We start from the raw sequence: 16,075 nt of genomic DNA on the forward strand, positions 1-16,075 counted from the left end.
AGATCGGTCCGTGCCTCTCCATATCGAGCTCGTTGGCAGTCTTGCTGCCTTGATCACCACCCTGTGCTGGGTTCCGCAGATCATCAAGATCGTTCGGCACCGGGAAACCGGCAGCATTTCGCTCATCAGCAATGCTTCGCTGGCACTTGGCGTGCTGCTCTGGCTGTTCTACGGTATCATGATCAGTTCCTGGCCGGTCATCGCGGCAAACGCCACGACGCTGCTGCTGATCCTGACCATTCTCGGCCTCAAGCTGCGCTATGGCTGATACCCCGAAACACGACGCACCCTGACAATCCTCCTGACAACCTTATGTCAGGAGCCTGCCGCTTCCGCTGACTTTTGCGGACTTGGCTCTTTCCATTTTGCCGGACTCCCACCATATTCAACCCATGGTTAAATCTCCTGACAAATATAACGCGGATGGTTTCGGCGAAGCGCCGCAATCGGAACTGGAAGGCACACCGCTCTCCGGCTCGATCAGCGATTGGGCCAAGCAGATTTCCGAGGAAACGGCCAAGCCGCAGCCCAAGGTGACGAAGCCGAAGAAGGCAGCCGCCAAGCCAACCAGCAGTTCCAGGACCTCGCGCGGCACCTCCATCGGCGGATCGAGCGATCCGAAGACGCGCGCCGCGGCCGGGTTGAACCCGGTCGCCGGCCTGGATATCGCGCTGGAAGACACCGCCAACCTGCCCGCAGGCGGCGCCACCGCCACCGTTGCCGCGCTCTCCGCCCTGATCGAAAGCGGCAATCCGCTGTTCAAGAACGGCACAGCCTGGCAGCCGCACCGCCCCGCCCGCCCTTCGAAATCCGAAGGCGGCATCGCCATCCGCATGGAAACGGATTTCCAGCCCTCCGGCGACCAGCCGACGGCCATCCGCGATCTCGTCTCCGGCATTGCCGACGATGACAAGACGCAGGTGCTTTTGGGTGTCACCGGGTCGGGCAAGACCTTCACCATGGCCAAGGTCATCGAGGAGACCCAGCGCCCGGCGCTGATCCTCGCGCCCAACAAAACACTGGCGGCGCAGCTCTACGGCGAGTTCAAATCCTTCTTCCCCAACAATGCGGTCGAGTATTTCGTTTCCTATTACGATTACTACCAGCCGGAAGCCTATGTGCCGCGCTCGGATACGTTCATCGAGAAGGAATCGTCGATCAACGAGCAGATCGACCGGATGCGCCATTCGGCCACCCGTTCGCTCCTGGAACGCGATGACGTGATCATCGTCGCCTCCGTCTCCTGCATCTACGGTATCGGATCGGTCGAAACCTATACGGCCATGACCTTCGAGATGAAGATCGGCGACCGGCTGGACCAGCGGGCGCTGCTCGCCGATCTGGTGGCGCAGCAGTACAAGCGGCGCGAGATGGATTTCACCCGCGGCTCGTTCCGGGTGCGCGGCGACACGATCGAACTGTTCCCGGCCCACCTTGAGGATCGGGCCTGGCGCATTTCCATGTTCGGCGACGAGATCGAGACGATCACGGAATTCGACCCGCTGACGGGCCAGAAGACCGGCGATCTCAGCCAGGTGAAGATTTATGCGAACTCGCACTATGTGACGCCGCGCCCGACGCTGAACCAAGCGATCAAGTCGATCAAGGAAGAGCTGAAGCACCGGCTGGTGGAACTCAACCAGGCCGGACGCCTGCTCGAAGCGCAGCGGCTGGAGCAGCGCTGCACCTTCGACCTGGAAATGCTTGAGGCCACCGGTTCCTGCGCCGGCATCGAGAACTATTCGCGTTATCTCACCGGCCGCAAGCCGGGCGAACCGCCGCCCACGCTGTTCGAATATATCCCCGACAATGCGCTTGTTTTCATCGACGAAAGCCATGTGACCGTTCCGCAGATCGGCGCGATGTACAAGGGCGACTTCAGGCGCAAGGCAACGCTGGCCGAGTACGGCTTCCGCCTGCCCTCGTGCATGGACAACCGTCCGCTGCGTTTCGAGGAATGGGACGCCATGCGCCCGCAGACCGTTGCGGTTTCGGCGACCCCGAGCAATTGGGAAATGGAAGAAGCCGGCGGCGTGTTTGCCGAGCAGGTCATCCGGCCGACCGGCCTGATCGATCCGCCGGTCGAGGTGCGTCCGGCCAAATCGCAGGTCGACGACGTTCTCGGCGAAATCCGCGAGACATCGGCAAAGGGCTACCGCACGCTGGTCACGGTGCTGACCAAGCGCATGGCGGAAGATCTGACGGAATATCTGCACGAACAGGGCATCCGCGTGCGTTACATGCACTCGGACATCGATACGCTCGAGCGCATCGAAATCCTGCGTGACCTGCGGCTCGGCGCCTTCGACGTGCTCGTCGGCATCAACCTGCTGCGCGAGGGCCTGGACATTCCCGAATGCGGGTTCGTCGCCATTCTCGATGCGGACAAGGAAGGATTCCTGCGCTCGGAAACATCGCTGATCCAGACCATCGGCCGCGCCGCCCGCAACGTCGACGGCAAGGTTGTTCTTTATGCCGATCACGTGACCGGTTCGATGGAACGGGCCATGGCGGAAACCAGCCGCCGCCGTGAAAAGCAGGAAGCCTACAATACGGCCAACGGGATCACGCCCGCCAGCATCAAGAAGAACATCGGCGATATCCTCAACAGCGTGTACGAGCGCGATCACGTCCGGGCCGATATTTCCGGCTTTGCCGAGTCCGGCGCGATGATGGGCAACAACCTCAAATCGCACCTCGAACATCTGGAAAAGCAGATGCGCGAAGCCGCCGACGATCTCGACTTCGAAGTGGCGGCACGGCTGCGCGACGAAATCAAGCGGCTGCGCGAGACGGAGCTGGCGATATCGGACGACCCGATGGCGCGCGAAGTGGAACTGGAAAGCCCGGTCAGCGGCCGCACCAAGGGCCGGCACAATGCCGGCCGCGCCATGCACCGCGTGGTCACCGACGAGAACAGCGATCCGAACTCGCCGCTGTTCCGCAAGCCGCATCTCGATGAGATGGGCGGCGATTCCACCCGGCCGTTCGGCGGTGGACAATTCCGCAAGAACACGCTGGACGAGATGACTGTCGGCCGGACCGAAAAGCCCGTGCGCGGCGCCGTGCCGGAAAAACCGGCGCTTCCCGGGGCTACCAACCGGAATGACGATACCATCATTCGCCGCGAGCGCAGCGGCATCGGCTCCTATGAGGACGCAAACGATGCGCGCAAGAAACGCCGGCCGGGCAAAACGGGACGTCCGGGGCGGTAATACGGCGTATTCATTGCAGATTGGCCGCAGGTGTCATTGTGCATGGTGGGTGGTTCGACAAGCTCACCATGAGGGAAGCGGTTTGGTGCAAGGTTAGTCACAAACGTTGCAGAAAATGACTCCTTGCAATCCCTAACCTCCCTCATGGTGAGCTTGTCGAACCACGCACCATAGGATTGCCAATGGCTCTTGTTACTCCCCATCCCTGCCGAACACCTCCGCACCGACCCGTTTGATCTCCTTGGCAAAATCAGGATCGTCCACGGCGCGCGCCAGCACCACGGTGCCCACCAGCCCCGCCATGATGGCAATGGCCTTTTCGCGCTGCCGGGCTTTGCTGCGGCCGGTCACGGCGTTAACGAGAATATCGAGAAGCGCCTTGGTGCCCTCGGTGAAGCGCGAACGGACGGGACCGCCGCGCCGCGCGATATCCGGCGCCAATGCGGCCATCATGCAGCCGCTCATCTGTCCCTCGCCATGGGCGTCACCCGCCAGATAGGATTGGGTGATCGCGCCGAGCGCATCGTCAGGCGACGCCTCGGACAGGCTAGTCCACCGCCGGACCGACAAAGCCATGGCCGCCGCGCAGGCCTCGGCGATCAGGTCATCCTTCGAATTGAAATGACCATAGAAACCGCCATGGGTGAGCCCCGCGCTTTTCATCACATCGGCGACGCCGATGCCGTCAAAACCCTTTTCGCGGAACTGCTGTCCGGCGATCTCGATGATGCGGGCGCGGTTCTGTGCTGCCTGGTCCCTGCTGACGCGCATGAAACATTCCTTCAAAAAAACTGCATTGACAATTTATATGATGACCGTCATCAATAGTCAATATGATGATCGTCATCTAAAAGCCGATTACCCTCCAGGGAACACGAACATGATTTCATCGCCTCTCGCTGCCGCGCTCGCCCGGCGCAATGTCCACTATGGCTGGGTCGTCGTATCCGTCACCTTCCTCACCATGCTTGTGACGGCAGCGGCCGTCGGCGCCCCCGGCGTGCTCATCGTGCCGCTGGAAAAGGAATTCGGCTGGACGACGGAACAGATCGCCACCGCCTTTTCCATCCGGCTGTTGCTGTTCGGGCTGATGGGCCCGTTCGCCGCGGCGTTCATGAACTATTTCGGCGTACGGAAGGTCGTGTGCGTGGCGCTTGCGCTGATCGCCGGCGGCTCCTTCCTGTCCCTCGGCATGACGCAGATCTGGCAGCTCATCCTGCTGTGGGGCGTGGTGATCGGTTTCGGCACCGGCCTGACCGCCATGGTGCTCGGTGCGACAGTTGCCACCCGCTGGTTCACCGACCGGCGCGGGCTGGTGCTGGGCATGCTGACCGCAAGCTCGGCCACCGGGCAGCTGGCTTTCATGCCGCTCATGGCCTCCATCAGTGAAAACTACGGCTGGCGCGCGGCGACCATGATGGTCTGCGCCCTGCTCGCCGTCGCAGCAGCCGCCGTCTTCCTGCTGATGCGGGACCGCCCGTCCGATGTCGGCCTACCCGCCTATGGCGAGAAGGACGTGGCCAAGACCGCACCGATTAACGGCGGCCTGCTGTCGCTCATCATCCTGCCGCTGGCCACCCTCAAGGAAATATCCCGCACCAGCACGTTCTGGGTGCTATTTGCCACCTTCTACATCTGCGGCGCCAGCACCAACGGCCTCATCCAGACCCACTTCGTCGCGCTCTGCGGTGATTACGGGCTTGCGGCCGTCACCGCCGCCAGCGTGCTTGCCATGATGGGTTTCTTCGATTTCTTCGGCACGATCGGCTCCGGCTGGTTGTCCGACCGGGTCGACAATCGCTGGCTGCTGTTCTGGTATTACGGCCTGCGCGGCGCTTCGCTGCTGTTCCTGCCCTACAGCAATTTTTCGATCTACGGCCTGTCGCTGTTCGCCATGTTCTACGGCCTCGACTGGATCGCCACCGTGCCGCCGACGGTCAAGCTGGCAACGGACCGTTTCGGCCGGGAAAAGGCCGGCATGGTGTTCGGCTGGGTCTTTGCCGGTCACCAGCTCGGCGCAGCATCGGCGGCCTATGGCGGCGGTTTTGCCCGTACGGAATATGCGAGCTACCTCCCGGCCTTCTTCACCGCCGGCATCCTGTGCCTGATCGCCGCGCTGCTGGCGCTGACCATCCGCAAGAGCAGCAAGGACGACCGCGTCGGCGAACCCGCCATCGCCCACTGAACTTAGGATGTAACCATATAAATATGTCTTTATGTGTTATTGACAGTCTACGGGCACGCGCCTACCATACCCCGCATCGTGGTTCTCTGCGCCTTCGGGCGCAGAGCTAAGAGGGAATACGGTGCGATCGCTGCCAGCGGTCCAATCCGGAGCTGCCCCCGCAACTGTAAGCGGCGAGTTCTCGTCAATTTCGTGTCACTGATCCCAGGACGGATCGGGAAGGCCTGACGAGAGCACCGACCCGCAAGCCAGGAGACCTGCCTCGATAGATAACGTCCACGGGCGGGGTGTCCGGTGTGTCGCTTGCAAGCGGACGTCTTGGGCGCCCGTATGTCCTGCACGCGTGCGCCTGGCCTTTGCCCTCAACCATCGGGGTAAAGAACTATGTCTATCACCACAAGCAATCTGGGTTTTCCGCGGATCGGCAAACGGCGCGAACTGAAATTCGCGCTAGAAAAATTCTGGTCGGGCCAGTCCCATATCGTCACCCTGCAGGATATCGCCGCCGGGTTGCGTGAGGAGAACTGGGCCTTGCAGCAGAAGCTCGGCCTCGGCCACATACCCAGCAATGATTTCTCGCTCTATGACCACGTGCTGGATACCAGTGTCATGCTGGGCGCAGTGCCCCAGAGCTACGAATGGAAAGGCGGACCGGTTTCGCCCGAAACCTATTTCGCCATGGCGCGCGGCAGCCAGGGCGGCCATGATCACGGCGCCTGCACCCACCACGGGGTGGCGGCACAGGAAATGACGAAGTGGTTCGATACCAACTATCATTTCATGGTGCCGGAACTGACAAAGGGGCAGGAATTCACCCTCGGTTCCAACAAGCCGGTCGACGAATACCGCGAAGCGAAGGAGCAGGGCTTTGACACGCGCCCGGTGGTTCTCGGGCCGGTTACATTCCTCAAACTGGCCAAGAGCAAGGACGCACAGCTCGACCCGCTATCACTCCTTCCGGGTCTCCTGCCGGTCTATACGGAAATTCTGCGCCGCCTTTCCGCCAACGGCGCCGAATGGGTGCAGATCGACGAGCCCGCACTGGTGCTCGATCTCGATGAAAGCACGCAGACGGCATTCCGCGTGGCATATGAATTCTTCGCGCGCGCCCTTCCCCGCCTGAAACTGTTGCTGACGCCCTATTTCGGCGCGCTTGGCGACAATCTCGACCTGGCGCTCGGGCTGCCCGTTGCCGGCGTGCATCTCGACCTCTGCCGTGCACCGCAGCAGCTCCAGACGATCGTAACCCAAGCGCCTGCCGGACTTGTCCTGTCGCTCGGCGTCATCGACGGCCGCAATGTCTGGCGGGCCGATCTCGAGGCGATCCTGCGGCGTATCGAACCGGTGATCAGCCAGCGGGGAACAGATCACCTGATTCTCGCCCCGTCCTGTTCGCTGCTGCACACGCCTGTCGATCTCGAACTTGAAACGGACATCGACCCTGACTTCAAAAGCTGGCTGGCCTTTGCCACGCAGAAGCTTGAGGAACTGTCGATCCTTGGCAGGGCGATCAACACCGGCCGGGACAGCGTCCGGGATGAACTGGCAGCGGCCGCGACGGCAGTGGAAACCCGCAGGACGTCGAGCAAAATTCATGATGCGGCGGTCAAGCGGCGCCTGCAGGCGGTGACGGCGGAACTGTCGCGGCGTCAAAGCCCCTATCCCGCCCGCCGGGAAAAGCAGAAATCGCTGGGGCTGCCGGATTTTCCGACCACCACCATCGGTTCCTTTCCGCAGACGGAAGGGGTGCGCAAGGCGCGGGCGGAACATGGCAAGGGGGCGCTGACCGCCAATGCCTATGCGGCGCTGCTGCGCAAGGAAACGGAAAATTCCATCCGCTGGCAGGAGGAAATCGGCATCGATGTGCTGGTGCACGGGGAATTCGAGCGCAATGACATGGTGCAGTATTTCGGCGAGCAACTGTCGGGCTTTGCCTTCACCCGGCATGGTTGGGTGCAGAGCTACGGCTCGCGCTGCGTCCGCCCGCCGGTCATTTTCGGCGATGTCAGCCGCCCGCAGGCGATGACGGTCGAATGGGCAGCCTACGCCCAGTCGCTGACGAACAAGCCCATGAAGGGAATGCTGACGGGGCCGGTGACCATGATGCAATGGTCGTTCGTGCGCGACGATCTTCCGCGCGATCAGGTCTGCCGCCAGATCGGACTGGCATTGCGCGATGAGGTAAGCGATCTGGAAAAAGCCGGAATCCGCATCATCCAGATCGACGAACCGGCCATCCGCGAAGGCCTGCCCATCCGCCGGGCCGATTGGGCTGCTTATCTCGACTGGGCTACCGAGTGTTTCCGCCTGTCCGCTTCAGGCGTTCAGGACGAAACGCAAATCCACACGCATATGTGCTATTCGGAGTTCAACGACATCATCGACTCCATTGCGGCCATGGATGCGGATGTAATCTCCATCGAGACATCGCGGTCGAAAATGGAACTGCTCGATGCGTTCGTGACCTACCATTATCCCAACGAGATCGGTCCGGGTGTCTATGACATCCATTCGCCGCGCATCCCGCCGGTGGATGAAATGGCTGGCCTGCTGCGCAAGGCCCGGAAGAATCTTGATCCCGACCAGATTTGGGTCAATCCCGATTGCGGCCTGAAAACCCGCAAATGGGAAGAGGTGAAGCCAGCCCTCGTCAACATGGTCGAAGCCGCAAAGCTTCTACGACTCGAGCAATAGACGTCAGTGAACACGCGCGCGGCGACCGGCAGCTTTGGCCCGGTTGCCGCACGTTTCCATGCTGCACCAGCGGCGCGTGTGATTCTTGCTGGTGTCGTAGAACACGATGCAGCAGCGTTCATTGCTGCAGTGACGGACATTCGTCGCTTCGGTGGAAACAAACCGGGCAAAGTCAGTGGCGATTGCAGCCAATACGCTTTGCGGCCCGCTGGTGACAGGCTTTGCGCTGATCGCCCACCCGCTGCCTGAATGCTCCAGAACCGTCGCGACGGGATGCTCAGCCATGCGCCGGTTGATATCGGCGACAAAGGCAGGATTGAGCGCCGTCCCGGCCGCGAGACTGTCGGCCGCCGCGCGCAAGTGCGCACGGAACGCCTGCGCCTCGGTCAGGGCCGCATCGAATGTGGCCACATCATCCTCGTCAGCCTGAAGATCGGCCGTCTTCGCCCACTGCAGAAACGCACCGTCATTGCCGATGAGATCGATGAGCGCGCCATCGACGATCTGCGTGTTGACGAAATCCAGCCAGAGGGCATTGCCCAGAAAAATGAACGGCATCGCATCTCCTTTCGCTCTTAGAAGTAACCATCAAAATTCAATTTGACAAGTTACTCTATTTGAGTAACCATCAAAATGCAATTTAGACGGTGAAACCACCCATCCAACAGGAGCAGGAACGATGTCACAATCGAACGAACACGCACGTCCGGTGATCAGCTACCGGACCGAGGAGATCGACGGTCTCAAGATTTTCTACCGCGAAGCAGGGCCGAAGGACGCGCCGACGCTGCTCCTGCTGCACGGCTTTCCCACCTCGTCGCACATGTTCCGCGATCTCATTCCGTTGCTGGCCGACCGCTACCACGTTGTCGCGCCGGATTATCCCGGCTCGGGCTATAGCGACGCCCCGTCCCACACGACGTTCCGCTATACGTTCGACCATCTCGCCGACATCATCGACGCATTCACCCGCAAGCTCGGCCTCAAGCGCTACGCCCTTTACGCGCAGGATTTCGGCGGCCCCGTCGGTTTCCGCCTCGCCTCCCGCCACCCCGAACGGGTGACGGCGATTGTCGTGCAGAACGCCGTAGCGCATGAAGAGGGCCTGTCAGACGGCTTTGCCGCCGCGCGCCGCCTGTGGGCCGACCGCAATGCGGAGACGGAGGCCGCCATGCGCCGTCACCTCTCGATCGAGGACACAAGGGGCCAATACCTGTTCGGGGCGAAAGATCCGGCCCGCATCAGCCCCGATGCCTGGACCCACGCGCAGAACGGCCTTGACCGTCCCGGCATTGCCGAGGCCCAGCTCGACCTGCTCCATGACTATCAGTCAAACCTCAAGCAGTACCCGCATTTTCACGCCTATTTCCGCGAGCACCAGCCGCCCATGCTGATCACCTGGGGCAAGCATGACCCGTTCTTCGCGCTTGCCGGGGCCAGAGCCTATGCCGGACAACTGCCCAATGCTGAGCTGCATATTTTCGACGGCGGGCATTTTCTTCTGGAAGACCATGCCGAAGAAGTCGCCGTGCTGATGCGGGAGTTTCTTGGGCGGACGGTAAGTATCTAAAGCAAAAACTGTAGTGCGTGGTTCGACAAGCTCACCATGAGGGATGTTGAGGATTGCAGGGAGTTATAAGTCTGCAGCGATTGTGATTTGCCTTGCACCAAACCACCTCCCTCATGGTGAGCTTCCTGAGCTTGTCGAAGGGCGAACCACGCAACACCGCGATGCAAATCCGGTATCAGTTGGCCACCCATTGCAGGATCAGCGATCCCAGGGCGGCGGATGCGGTGGCCTCGTCGACGCAGCCGCAGGTCATTTCCCGTGAAATGGCCTCGGCAGCGCCGATGATGCCCACACAGCGCAGGCGCAGATCACCCGCAGAAAGCGCCGAATAGGGTGCCAGCGCGGCACGGTAGAGATCGACATAGCCGTCGATCAGCGCCTTCTGAAATGTTTCCATCTCCTCATCGCCCTTGAGCGCGGCGGAGATGGCGTGCCATTCCGGGCCTATGGAGCGGTAGCAGGCCATGTAGGCCTCGCTCATCAGCCGGGCGACGCTCGCCAGCTGCTTCGGTGCCTGTTCCAGCGCCGCCAGTAAATCATCGACCTGCTGCTGGTCCAATTGCTGGTACAGCGCGATCAGCAGGCCGGAGCGTGTGCCGAAATGCTCATAGGCAATCGGCTTGCTCACCCCCGCGCGCTCCGCCAGATAGCCGAGGGTCAGCGCATCGGTTCCCTGTGTGCGGATGATCCCCAGCGCCGTTTCCATGAGCTGCTCCCGCCGCTGGGCTCTCGGCATTTTCTTGGCGGCTGCGGTCTTGCTCATGCGGATTCCCTTTTTCATCAGAATAGCAATCCCGCCCCTTGACTTGCAATCGCGCGCCCACATATTACTAAACGTAACTTACTTATAGTAACATGAAGGGAATTCCCATGTCCACGACCATTGCAGCCCCTGTCCTCATCATCGGCGGATCCGGCATCGTCGGTTCGCAAGCGGCACGAACCCTGCGCAAGCTCCATCCGGATCTGCCGATTGCCATTGGCGGACGCGATCTGGCCAAGGCGGAATCAGTTGCCAAGTCTCTCGGCAATGCCGAAGCCGTTTCAGTCGATCTTGACCGGGCCGATCTCGGCCAGCCCGCCGGCAGGGCCTTCAGCGCCGTCGTGCTGTTCGTGAAAGACGAGACGCTCAACAGCCTGAAATTCGCGCAGGCGCACGGACTGCCCTATCTCAGCGTTTCCAGCGGGGTGTTCGAAGTCGGTCCCGAGATGGCGCATTACATCCATAAACCCAACAGTTCGGCGATTCTCATGGCCAGTACATGGCTGGCAGGGTCGGCCACCTTCCCCGTGCTTCAGGCAGCCGGAGACTTCCGCCGGATAGACGAAATTACCATTGCGGTGGTGCTGGACGAGCAGGACATGGGCGGGCCGGCCGCCTTTGCCGATTTCGAACGGCTGACCCAGTCCGCCCTCAATCCGCTGGCGCTCAAGAACGGCAAATGGCGCTGGGTGACGGGCGCGGAAGCCACGCGCCGTTTCACGGATATTGACGGGAAGGAGATCGAAGCAAGTGCCTACGCGCCCCTCGATGTCCTCAGCCTCGGCGTTGCCACCGGTGCGCACTCCATCCGCTTCGATATGGCGTATGGCGAATCGGCCAGCCGCCGCCGGGGCGAGCCCTTTTCCACCGAGATCGTCATTGAAATCAGTGGCGAATTGAACACCGGCGAGCAGACAACAGCCCGCCTGGATATCGTCCATCCGCAGGGCCAAGCGCCCCTCACCGCCCTGCATGTCGCCCTGGCGGTGGAACGCCTGCTCGGTCTTTCCGGCGGGGAAAAGGTGGCACCGGGGCTGTATTTCCCCGACGGGCTGATGGAGCCGGATTATGTGGTGGCGCGGATGCGGGAGTTCGGCGCGGTGTTCCGCCGCACCGATGCGGAAAACCATCTGTGGGTTTCCGGGGAGAAGCGGCATATCGCTCGCGCATGAGCGGAAAAGGAATGCTAAGGAGGTCCGCGCGCGTTTGACCGTGCGCGGAATCACCACCGGTCTGGAGAAGCAATGAAGGTCGACATCGACATGGGAGCGGCGCCCGCAGGCGCAAAAGCCATGCTCGACCTGGAAGAGCTTCTGGCCACGCGCCTGTTGGTGCAGGGCAATTCCGGTTCGGGCAAATCCCATCTGCTGCGCCGCCTGCTCGAACAGAGCGCCCAATGGGTGCAGCAATGCGTCATCGATCCGGAAGGCGACTTCGTCACCCTTGCCGACAAATACGGCCACGTGGTCGTCGACGGCGCCCGCACCGAGAATGAACTGACCCGCATTGCCGCGCGTATCCGCCAGCACCGGGTGTCCGTGGTGCTCGATCTCGAAGGCCTTGATGTCGAACAGCAGATGCGCTGCGCCGCGGCGTTTCTCGGTGGCCTGTTCGATGCCGAGCGCGACTACTGGTATCCCATGCTTGTCGTGGTCGACGAGGCGCAGCTGTTTGCCCCGGCGGTTGCCGGCGAAGTCTCCGACGAAGCGCGCAAACTGTCGCTCGGGGCCATGACCAACCTGATGTGCCGCGGCCGCAAACGCGGACTTGCCGGGGTCATCGCCACGCAGCGGCTGGCCAAGCTGGCCAAGAACGTTGCCGCCGAAGCCTCCAACTTCCTGATGGGCCGCACCTTCCTCGATATCGACATGGCCCGCGCGTCCGACCTGCTCGGCATGGAGCGGCGGCAGGCCGAACAGTTCCGCGATCTGGCGCGCGGACACTTCGTTGCCCTTGGCCCCGCGCTGTCGCGCCGCCCGCTGCCCGTCACCATCGGCCCGGTTGAAACCTCCGCCCGCTCATCCAGCCCGAAGCTGACCCCGCTGCCGCAGCAGGCCGACGATGCGCATGAACTGATCTTCACGCCGGCGCCTGAGGAGCGGCGCCCGGTCGTGCGGCGCGCGCCCACGCCGCCGCCACCCACCCCAACGGCCGACATCCTGGCACAGTTGACCCAAGCCAAGGCAATGGCCGAAGCGGAAGCACCCGCCCTGACGCTGTTCCCGGAAATCGACGAAGCCGAACGCAGCGCGCTCATCGATGCGGTCATGCAGGAAATGCTGGGCGATCCGGATGCCGGTTTCCGCACCGACGCGGTGCTCTATCAGGATTTTCTGGTGCGCTGCCGCATCCGCCGCGCCCCCGGCGACGCGCTGTCGCTGCCCGCCTTCCGTCGCAAGCTGGCTGTCGCCCGCGCCGGTATTGACGGCGAGACAGCGCAAAGCGAGCCGTGGCAGCAGGCGCTGGAACTGTCCAAGAGCCTGCCCGACGATGTGCAGGGTGTGTTCTTCATTGTTGCGCAGGCGGCAGTCACCGGCAATCCCTGCCCGTCTGACGCGACGCTCGCCCGCGCCTACGGCACCCATTCCGCCCGGCGCGCCCGGCGGCTCCTGACCTATTTCGAGGAACAGGGACTGGTGGTGGTCCGCACCGATTTTGCCGGAAACCGCGTCGTCGCCTTCCCCGATCTCGGCTGCGAGACAATGGCGGGCGATCCCAACGGTCCCGATGACGGCGCGCAGGAGCAGCACGCCGCCGAATAGTTATCCGATATCGGCAAGCAAAGAAGCCAGATCGCCGAGATGGTCGATCTGGCGGAAGCGCGGCTCCGCCACCGGCGCATCCACATGTTCGAGCACCCAGGTGAGCGCATGCGGGACATAGATGCCCCAGCCGCCGGCCTGAATGGCCGGAACCACATCCGATTTCAGCGAATTGCCGATCATCATGCTGTGCTGCGGGCCATCGCCATGGCGGCTGAAAATCCGCTCATAGGTGGCCCGGTCCTTGCTGCTGACGATCTCAACCGCATCGAAAAAATCGCCAAGGCCCGATTGCGCCAGCTTGCGCTCCTGATCGAAGAGGTCACCCTTGGTGATCAGGACCAGCCGGTAGCGCCCGGCCAGCTGTTCCAGCGTGTCCTGCACATGCGGCAGAGTTTCGATGGGATGACGCAGCATGTCCCGCCCCACCGCCAGGATTTCGCCGAGAACCGATGACGGTATCTTGCCATCCGTCACCTCCAGCGCCGTCTCGACCAGCGACAGGGTGAAACCCTTGATGCCGAAGCCATAGAGATCGAGATTGCGCCGCTCCACCTCAAGAAGCCGGTCCGACAGGTCAGGCACATCCGTGTGGGGAGCAAGCAGCGTCTCGAAATGCTTTTCCGACAGCCGGAAGAACTGTTCGTTTTCCCAGAGCGTATCGTCTGCGTCAAAACCGATGGTAGTGAGGGAGGACATTCTCGAACTCTCATACATGTCTCAATGGTGGTGCCAACTGTGTAGCGCCAGCCACCGGCAAAATCCACCGGCCTGCGGCATGGTATTGCCTTGTTTCGCCACAAATCAAACCCCACCTGCGGCGGACTGCAAACCGGAGCACCAGCCTGTTGACCCAAACCAAACCGCGACGACGCGCCCTGTTCATCGTCAACCCCAATGCGCGCAGCGGCCGGAAGCCGATCGATCCCATCCGCAAGGCATTGGAAACCGGTGGACTGACGCTTGTCGATGCGGCACCGGACAAGGACGAATCCATCTCCGGCGTGATCAGGCGCATGCAGGATGCCTGCGATCTGGTGATCATCGGCGGCGGTGACGGCACTCTGAACGCCGCCGCTGCCGGTCTTGTCGAGACCGGCCTGCCACTGGGTGTGCTGCCATTGGGCACGGCCAATGATTTCGCCCGGACGATCGGCCTGCCGCCCGTCCCGCTCAAGGCGGCGGAACTGATCCTTTCCAGCGAACCGCGCCCCATTGATCTCGGCGAAGTCAACGGCAACCTGTTCTTCAATGTCGCCAGCATCGGCTTCAGCGCCGAACTGGCCGCGGAATTGACGGAAAAGGCCAAGAAGCGCTGGGGCAAGCTCGGCTATGCCATTGTTGCCGCCCGCCTCCTCGCCCGCTCCCGGCTGTTCACCGCCTCTGTCGAGCATGACGGCTCGGTCGAAACAATCCGGACGATGCAGGTTTCCGTCGGCAATGGCCGCCACTATGGCGGCGGCATGACCGTGGAGGAAACCGCGACCGCCGACGACGGACGGCTGGATTTCTACAGCCTGGAGGTGGATCACTGGTGGCGGCTGCTCGGCCTCCTACCCAGCCTGCGCAAGGGAACCCACGGCCGCTGGGACGATGTGCGGGCCTTCCAGACCACGCAAGTCACCATCAAGACAAGTAAACCGCGCCCCGTGAACACCGACGGCGACCTCACCACCTGGACCCCGGCGCATTTCCGCATCCGGGAGAAGGCAATCCGGGTCTTTGCGCCGCAAACACACCAAATGTAGACGCGCAGCCATCCCAGTCTTTCATCCGGAATTGCTCTGTGCTTTATGCTCATCAGTGGAATGCGTGACGAATGGGGGCTGGGTGAACGCGCTTTGTAAGATCGCTCTGGGTGCATCTCTCGCCATGCTGACTGCATCGATCGTGCTTGCGGCCGATAACCCGTCCGTACCGGCACCGCCGCAGCCGCCCGCCCCGACCGTCAGCCAGATATGCGCCGCCATCGCCACCCAGGCCGACGGCCACGGCGTGCCGCGCGACTTCTTTGCCCGCCTGATCTGGAAGGAAAGCCGCTTCGACGACCAGGCGGAAAGCCCGGTCGGCGCGCAAGGCATCGCTCAGTTCATGCCGGGCACCGCCCGGGAGCGGCAGCTGGCCAATCCCTTCGATTTCGCCCAGGCGCTTCCGGCATCGGCGGCGCTGCTCAAGGACCTGCGCGCCACCTTCGGCAATTGGGGACTGGCAGCGGCCGCCTACAATGCCGGACCGACACGCGTGGCGAAATGGCTGTCGAGCGGCGGCTTTCTGCCGCTCGAAACCGAGGACTATGTGCTTGATATCACGGGGCGTCCGGCTGATGACTTTGCGGCGGGCGCGGAGATCGGCGCCGCGCCGCTCAATGTCAAACTGGGCTTCGATGCCGCCTGCCGCCAATTGCCGGTTGTCCGCTCGGCGACGATCTCCATGGCGCAGATCAAGCCGAAACCCTGGGGCATCCAGATTGCCGGAAACTTCCGCCGCTCGGCCGCTGTGAACCAGATGGAACGGCTGCGCCGCGCCTTTCCGGCCATCCTGAACCAGCACGAGCCGGTCATCAGCCGCTATCGCACGCCGATGGGCCGGCGCGGCATCTATGCCGTGCGCATCGGCGCCGATACGCGCGGCGAGGCCAATACCATCTGCGCCAAGCTGCATGGCGCGGGCGGCGCATGTATTGTTCTGCGCAACCGCTAGGGTTAGAAGCCAAAATTTGACCATTTGGACAGTTTTATGCGGCATCACTACCACGTACAACCTCGAATTGCGGTGGCCGGCGCGGTTAATACATGGGTTGCAGGCAACGATTTTGCGCGGCGAAGTATGTCGGCTGCACAGCTGTTCGATATAGTCGCCTAAACGATGGAAAAACTTTTGCTTGCC

13 protein-coding genes and 1 riboswitch are annotated in these 16,075 nt (G+C 62.2%); of the genes, 9 read left to right on the forward strand and 4 right to left on the reverse strand.

Annotated features, from left to right (window positions below):
- The first annotated feature begins 10 nt into the window (after positions 1 to 10).
- Together ACZ5FP_RS16640 and uvrB are read left to right on the forward strand one after the other, a co-directional pair.
- Positions 11 to 268, forward strand: coding sequence for a SemiSWEET family sugar transporter (locus tag ACZ5FP_RS16640; protein ID WP_223612606.1), 258 nt, complete (start codon positions 11 to 13; stop codon positions 266 to 268).
- 124 nt (positions 269 to 392) lie between these two features.
- On the forward strand, positions 393 to 3,215 hold the full coding sequence (uvrB, locus tag ACZ5FP_RS16645) for an excinuclease ABC subunit UvrB (RefSeq protein ID WP_464661324.1): 2,823 nt from the start codon (positions 393 to 395) through the stop codon (positions 3,213 to 3,215).
- A gap of 192 nt (positions 3,216 to 3,407) precedes the next feature.
- Here uvrB and ACZ5FP_RS16650 read toward each other — a convergent pair whose 3' ends face one another.
- Positions 3,408 to 3,986 (reverse strand): TetR/AcrR family transcriptional regulator, encoded by a 579-nt coding sequence (locus ACZ5FP_RS16650; RefSeq protein ID WP_464661325.1) that lies wholly within the window; start codon positions 3,984 to 3,986, stop codon positions 3,408 to 3,410.
- A 109-nt stretch (positions 3,987 to 4,095) separates the two neighbouring features.
- Between ACZ5FP_RS16650 and ACZ5FP_RS16655 the strand changes: the two genes are divergently transcribed.
- Positions 4,096 to 5,400, forward strand: coding sequence for an MFS transporter (locus ACZ5FP_RS16655; protein ID WP_464661326.1), 1,305 nt, complete (start codon positions 4,096 to 4,098; stop codon positions 5,398 to 5,400).
- A gap of 62 nt (positions 5,401 to 5,462) precedes the next feature.
- Positions 5,463 to 5,679, forward strand: a riboswitch (cobalamin riboswitch).
- A gap of 105 nt (positions 5,680 to 5,784) precedes the next feature.
- Entirely contained in the window at positions 5,785 to 8,094 is a 2,310-nt protein-coding gene (gene metE, locus ACZ5FP_RS16660; protein ID WP_464661327.1) for a 5-methyltetrahydropteroyltriglutamate--homocysteine S-methyltransferase, read from the forward strand.
- A gap of 3 nt (positions 8,095 to 8,097) precedes the next feature.
- On the opposite strand, the gene ACZ5FP_RS16665 is transcribed toward metE, so the two are convergent.
- A complete protein-coding gene (locus tag ACZ5FP_RS16665) occupies positions 8,098 to 8,652 on the reverse strand; it encodes a CGNR zinc finger domain-containing protein (protein WP_464661328.1) in 555 nt (184 codons plus the stop codon).
- A 121-nt stretch (positions 8,653 to 8,773) separates the two neighbouring features.
- Here ACZ5FP_RS16665 and ACZ5FP_RS16670 point away from each other — a divergent pair, with 121 nt between their 5' ends.
- The gene (locus tag ACZ5FP_RS16670) at positions 8,774 to 9,664 is read left to right on the forward strand and encodes an alpha/beta fold hydrolase (protein WP_464661329.1); all 891 of its coding nucleotides are present in this window, start codon (positions 8,774 to 8,776) and stop codon (positions 9,662 to 9,664) included.
- Between the two features lie 175 nt (positions 9,665 to 9,839).
- On the opposite strand, the gene ACZ5FP_RS16675 is transcribed toward ACZ5FP_RS16670, so the two are convergent.
- Positions 9,840 to 10,427, reverse strand: coding sequence for a TetR/AcrR family transcriptional regulator (locus ACZ5FP_RS16675; RefSeq protein ID WP_464661330.1), 588 nt, complete (start codon positions 10,425 to 10,427; stop codon positions 9,840 to 9,842).
- A 107-nt stretch (positions 10,428 to 10,534) separates the two neighbouring features.
- On the opposite strand from ACZ5FP_RS16675, the gene ACZ5FP_RS16680 reads away from it, so the two are divergent.
- Complete coding sequence (locus tag ACZ5FP_RS16680) at positions 10,535 to 11,599, forward strand: Rossmann-fold NAD(P)-binding domain-containing protein (RefSeq protein ID WP_464661331.1); 1,065 nt, start codon at positions 10,535 to 10,537, stop codon at positions 11,597 to 11,599.
- 72 nt (positions 11,600 to 11,671) lie between these two features.
- Positions 11,672 to 13,189, forward strand: coding sequence for a helicase HerA domain-containing protein (locus tag ACZ5FP_RS16685; RefSeq protein WP_464661332.1), 1,518 nt, complete (start codon positions 11,672 to 11,674; stop codon positions 13,187 to 13,189).
- Here the strand turns inward: ACZ5FP_RS16685 and ACZ5FP_RS16690 are convergent, their stop codons facing one another.
- On the reverse strand, positions 13,190 to 13,888 hold the full coding sequence (locus ACZ5FP_RS16690) for an HAD family hydrolase (RefSeq protein ID WP_464661333.1): 699 nt from the start codon (positions 13,886 to 13,888) through the stop codon (positions 13,190 to 13,192). It abuts the gene before it with no gap.
- Between the two features lie 149 nt (positions 13,889 to 14,037).
- On the opposite strand from ACZ5FP_RS16690, the gene ACZ5FP_RS16695 reads away from it, so the two are divergent.
- Together ACZ5FP_RS16695 and ACZ5FP_RS16700 are read left to right on the forward strand one after the other, a co-directional pair.
- The gene (locus ACZ5FP_RS16695; RefSeq protein WP_464661334.1) at positions 14,038 to 14,937 is read left to right on the forward strand and encodes a lipid kinase; all 900 of its coding nucleotides are present in this window, start codon (positions 14,038 to 14,040) and stop codon (positions 14,935 to 14,937) included.
- Between the two features lie 124 nt (positions 14,938 to 15,061).
- Complete coding sequence (locus ACZ5FP_RS16700; protein ID WP_464663324.1) at positions 15,062 to 15,889, forward strand: transglycosylase SLT domain-containing protein; 828 nt, start codon at positions 15,062 to 15,064, stop codon at positions 15,887 to 15,889.
- The last annotated feature ends 186 nt before the right edge of the window (positions 15,890 to 16,075 follow it).

The sequence above is a fragment of the Phyllobacterium sp. T2-21 genome, from assembly GCF_055378485.1.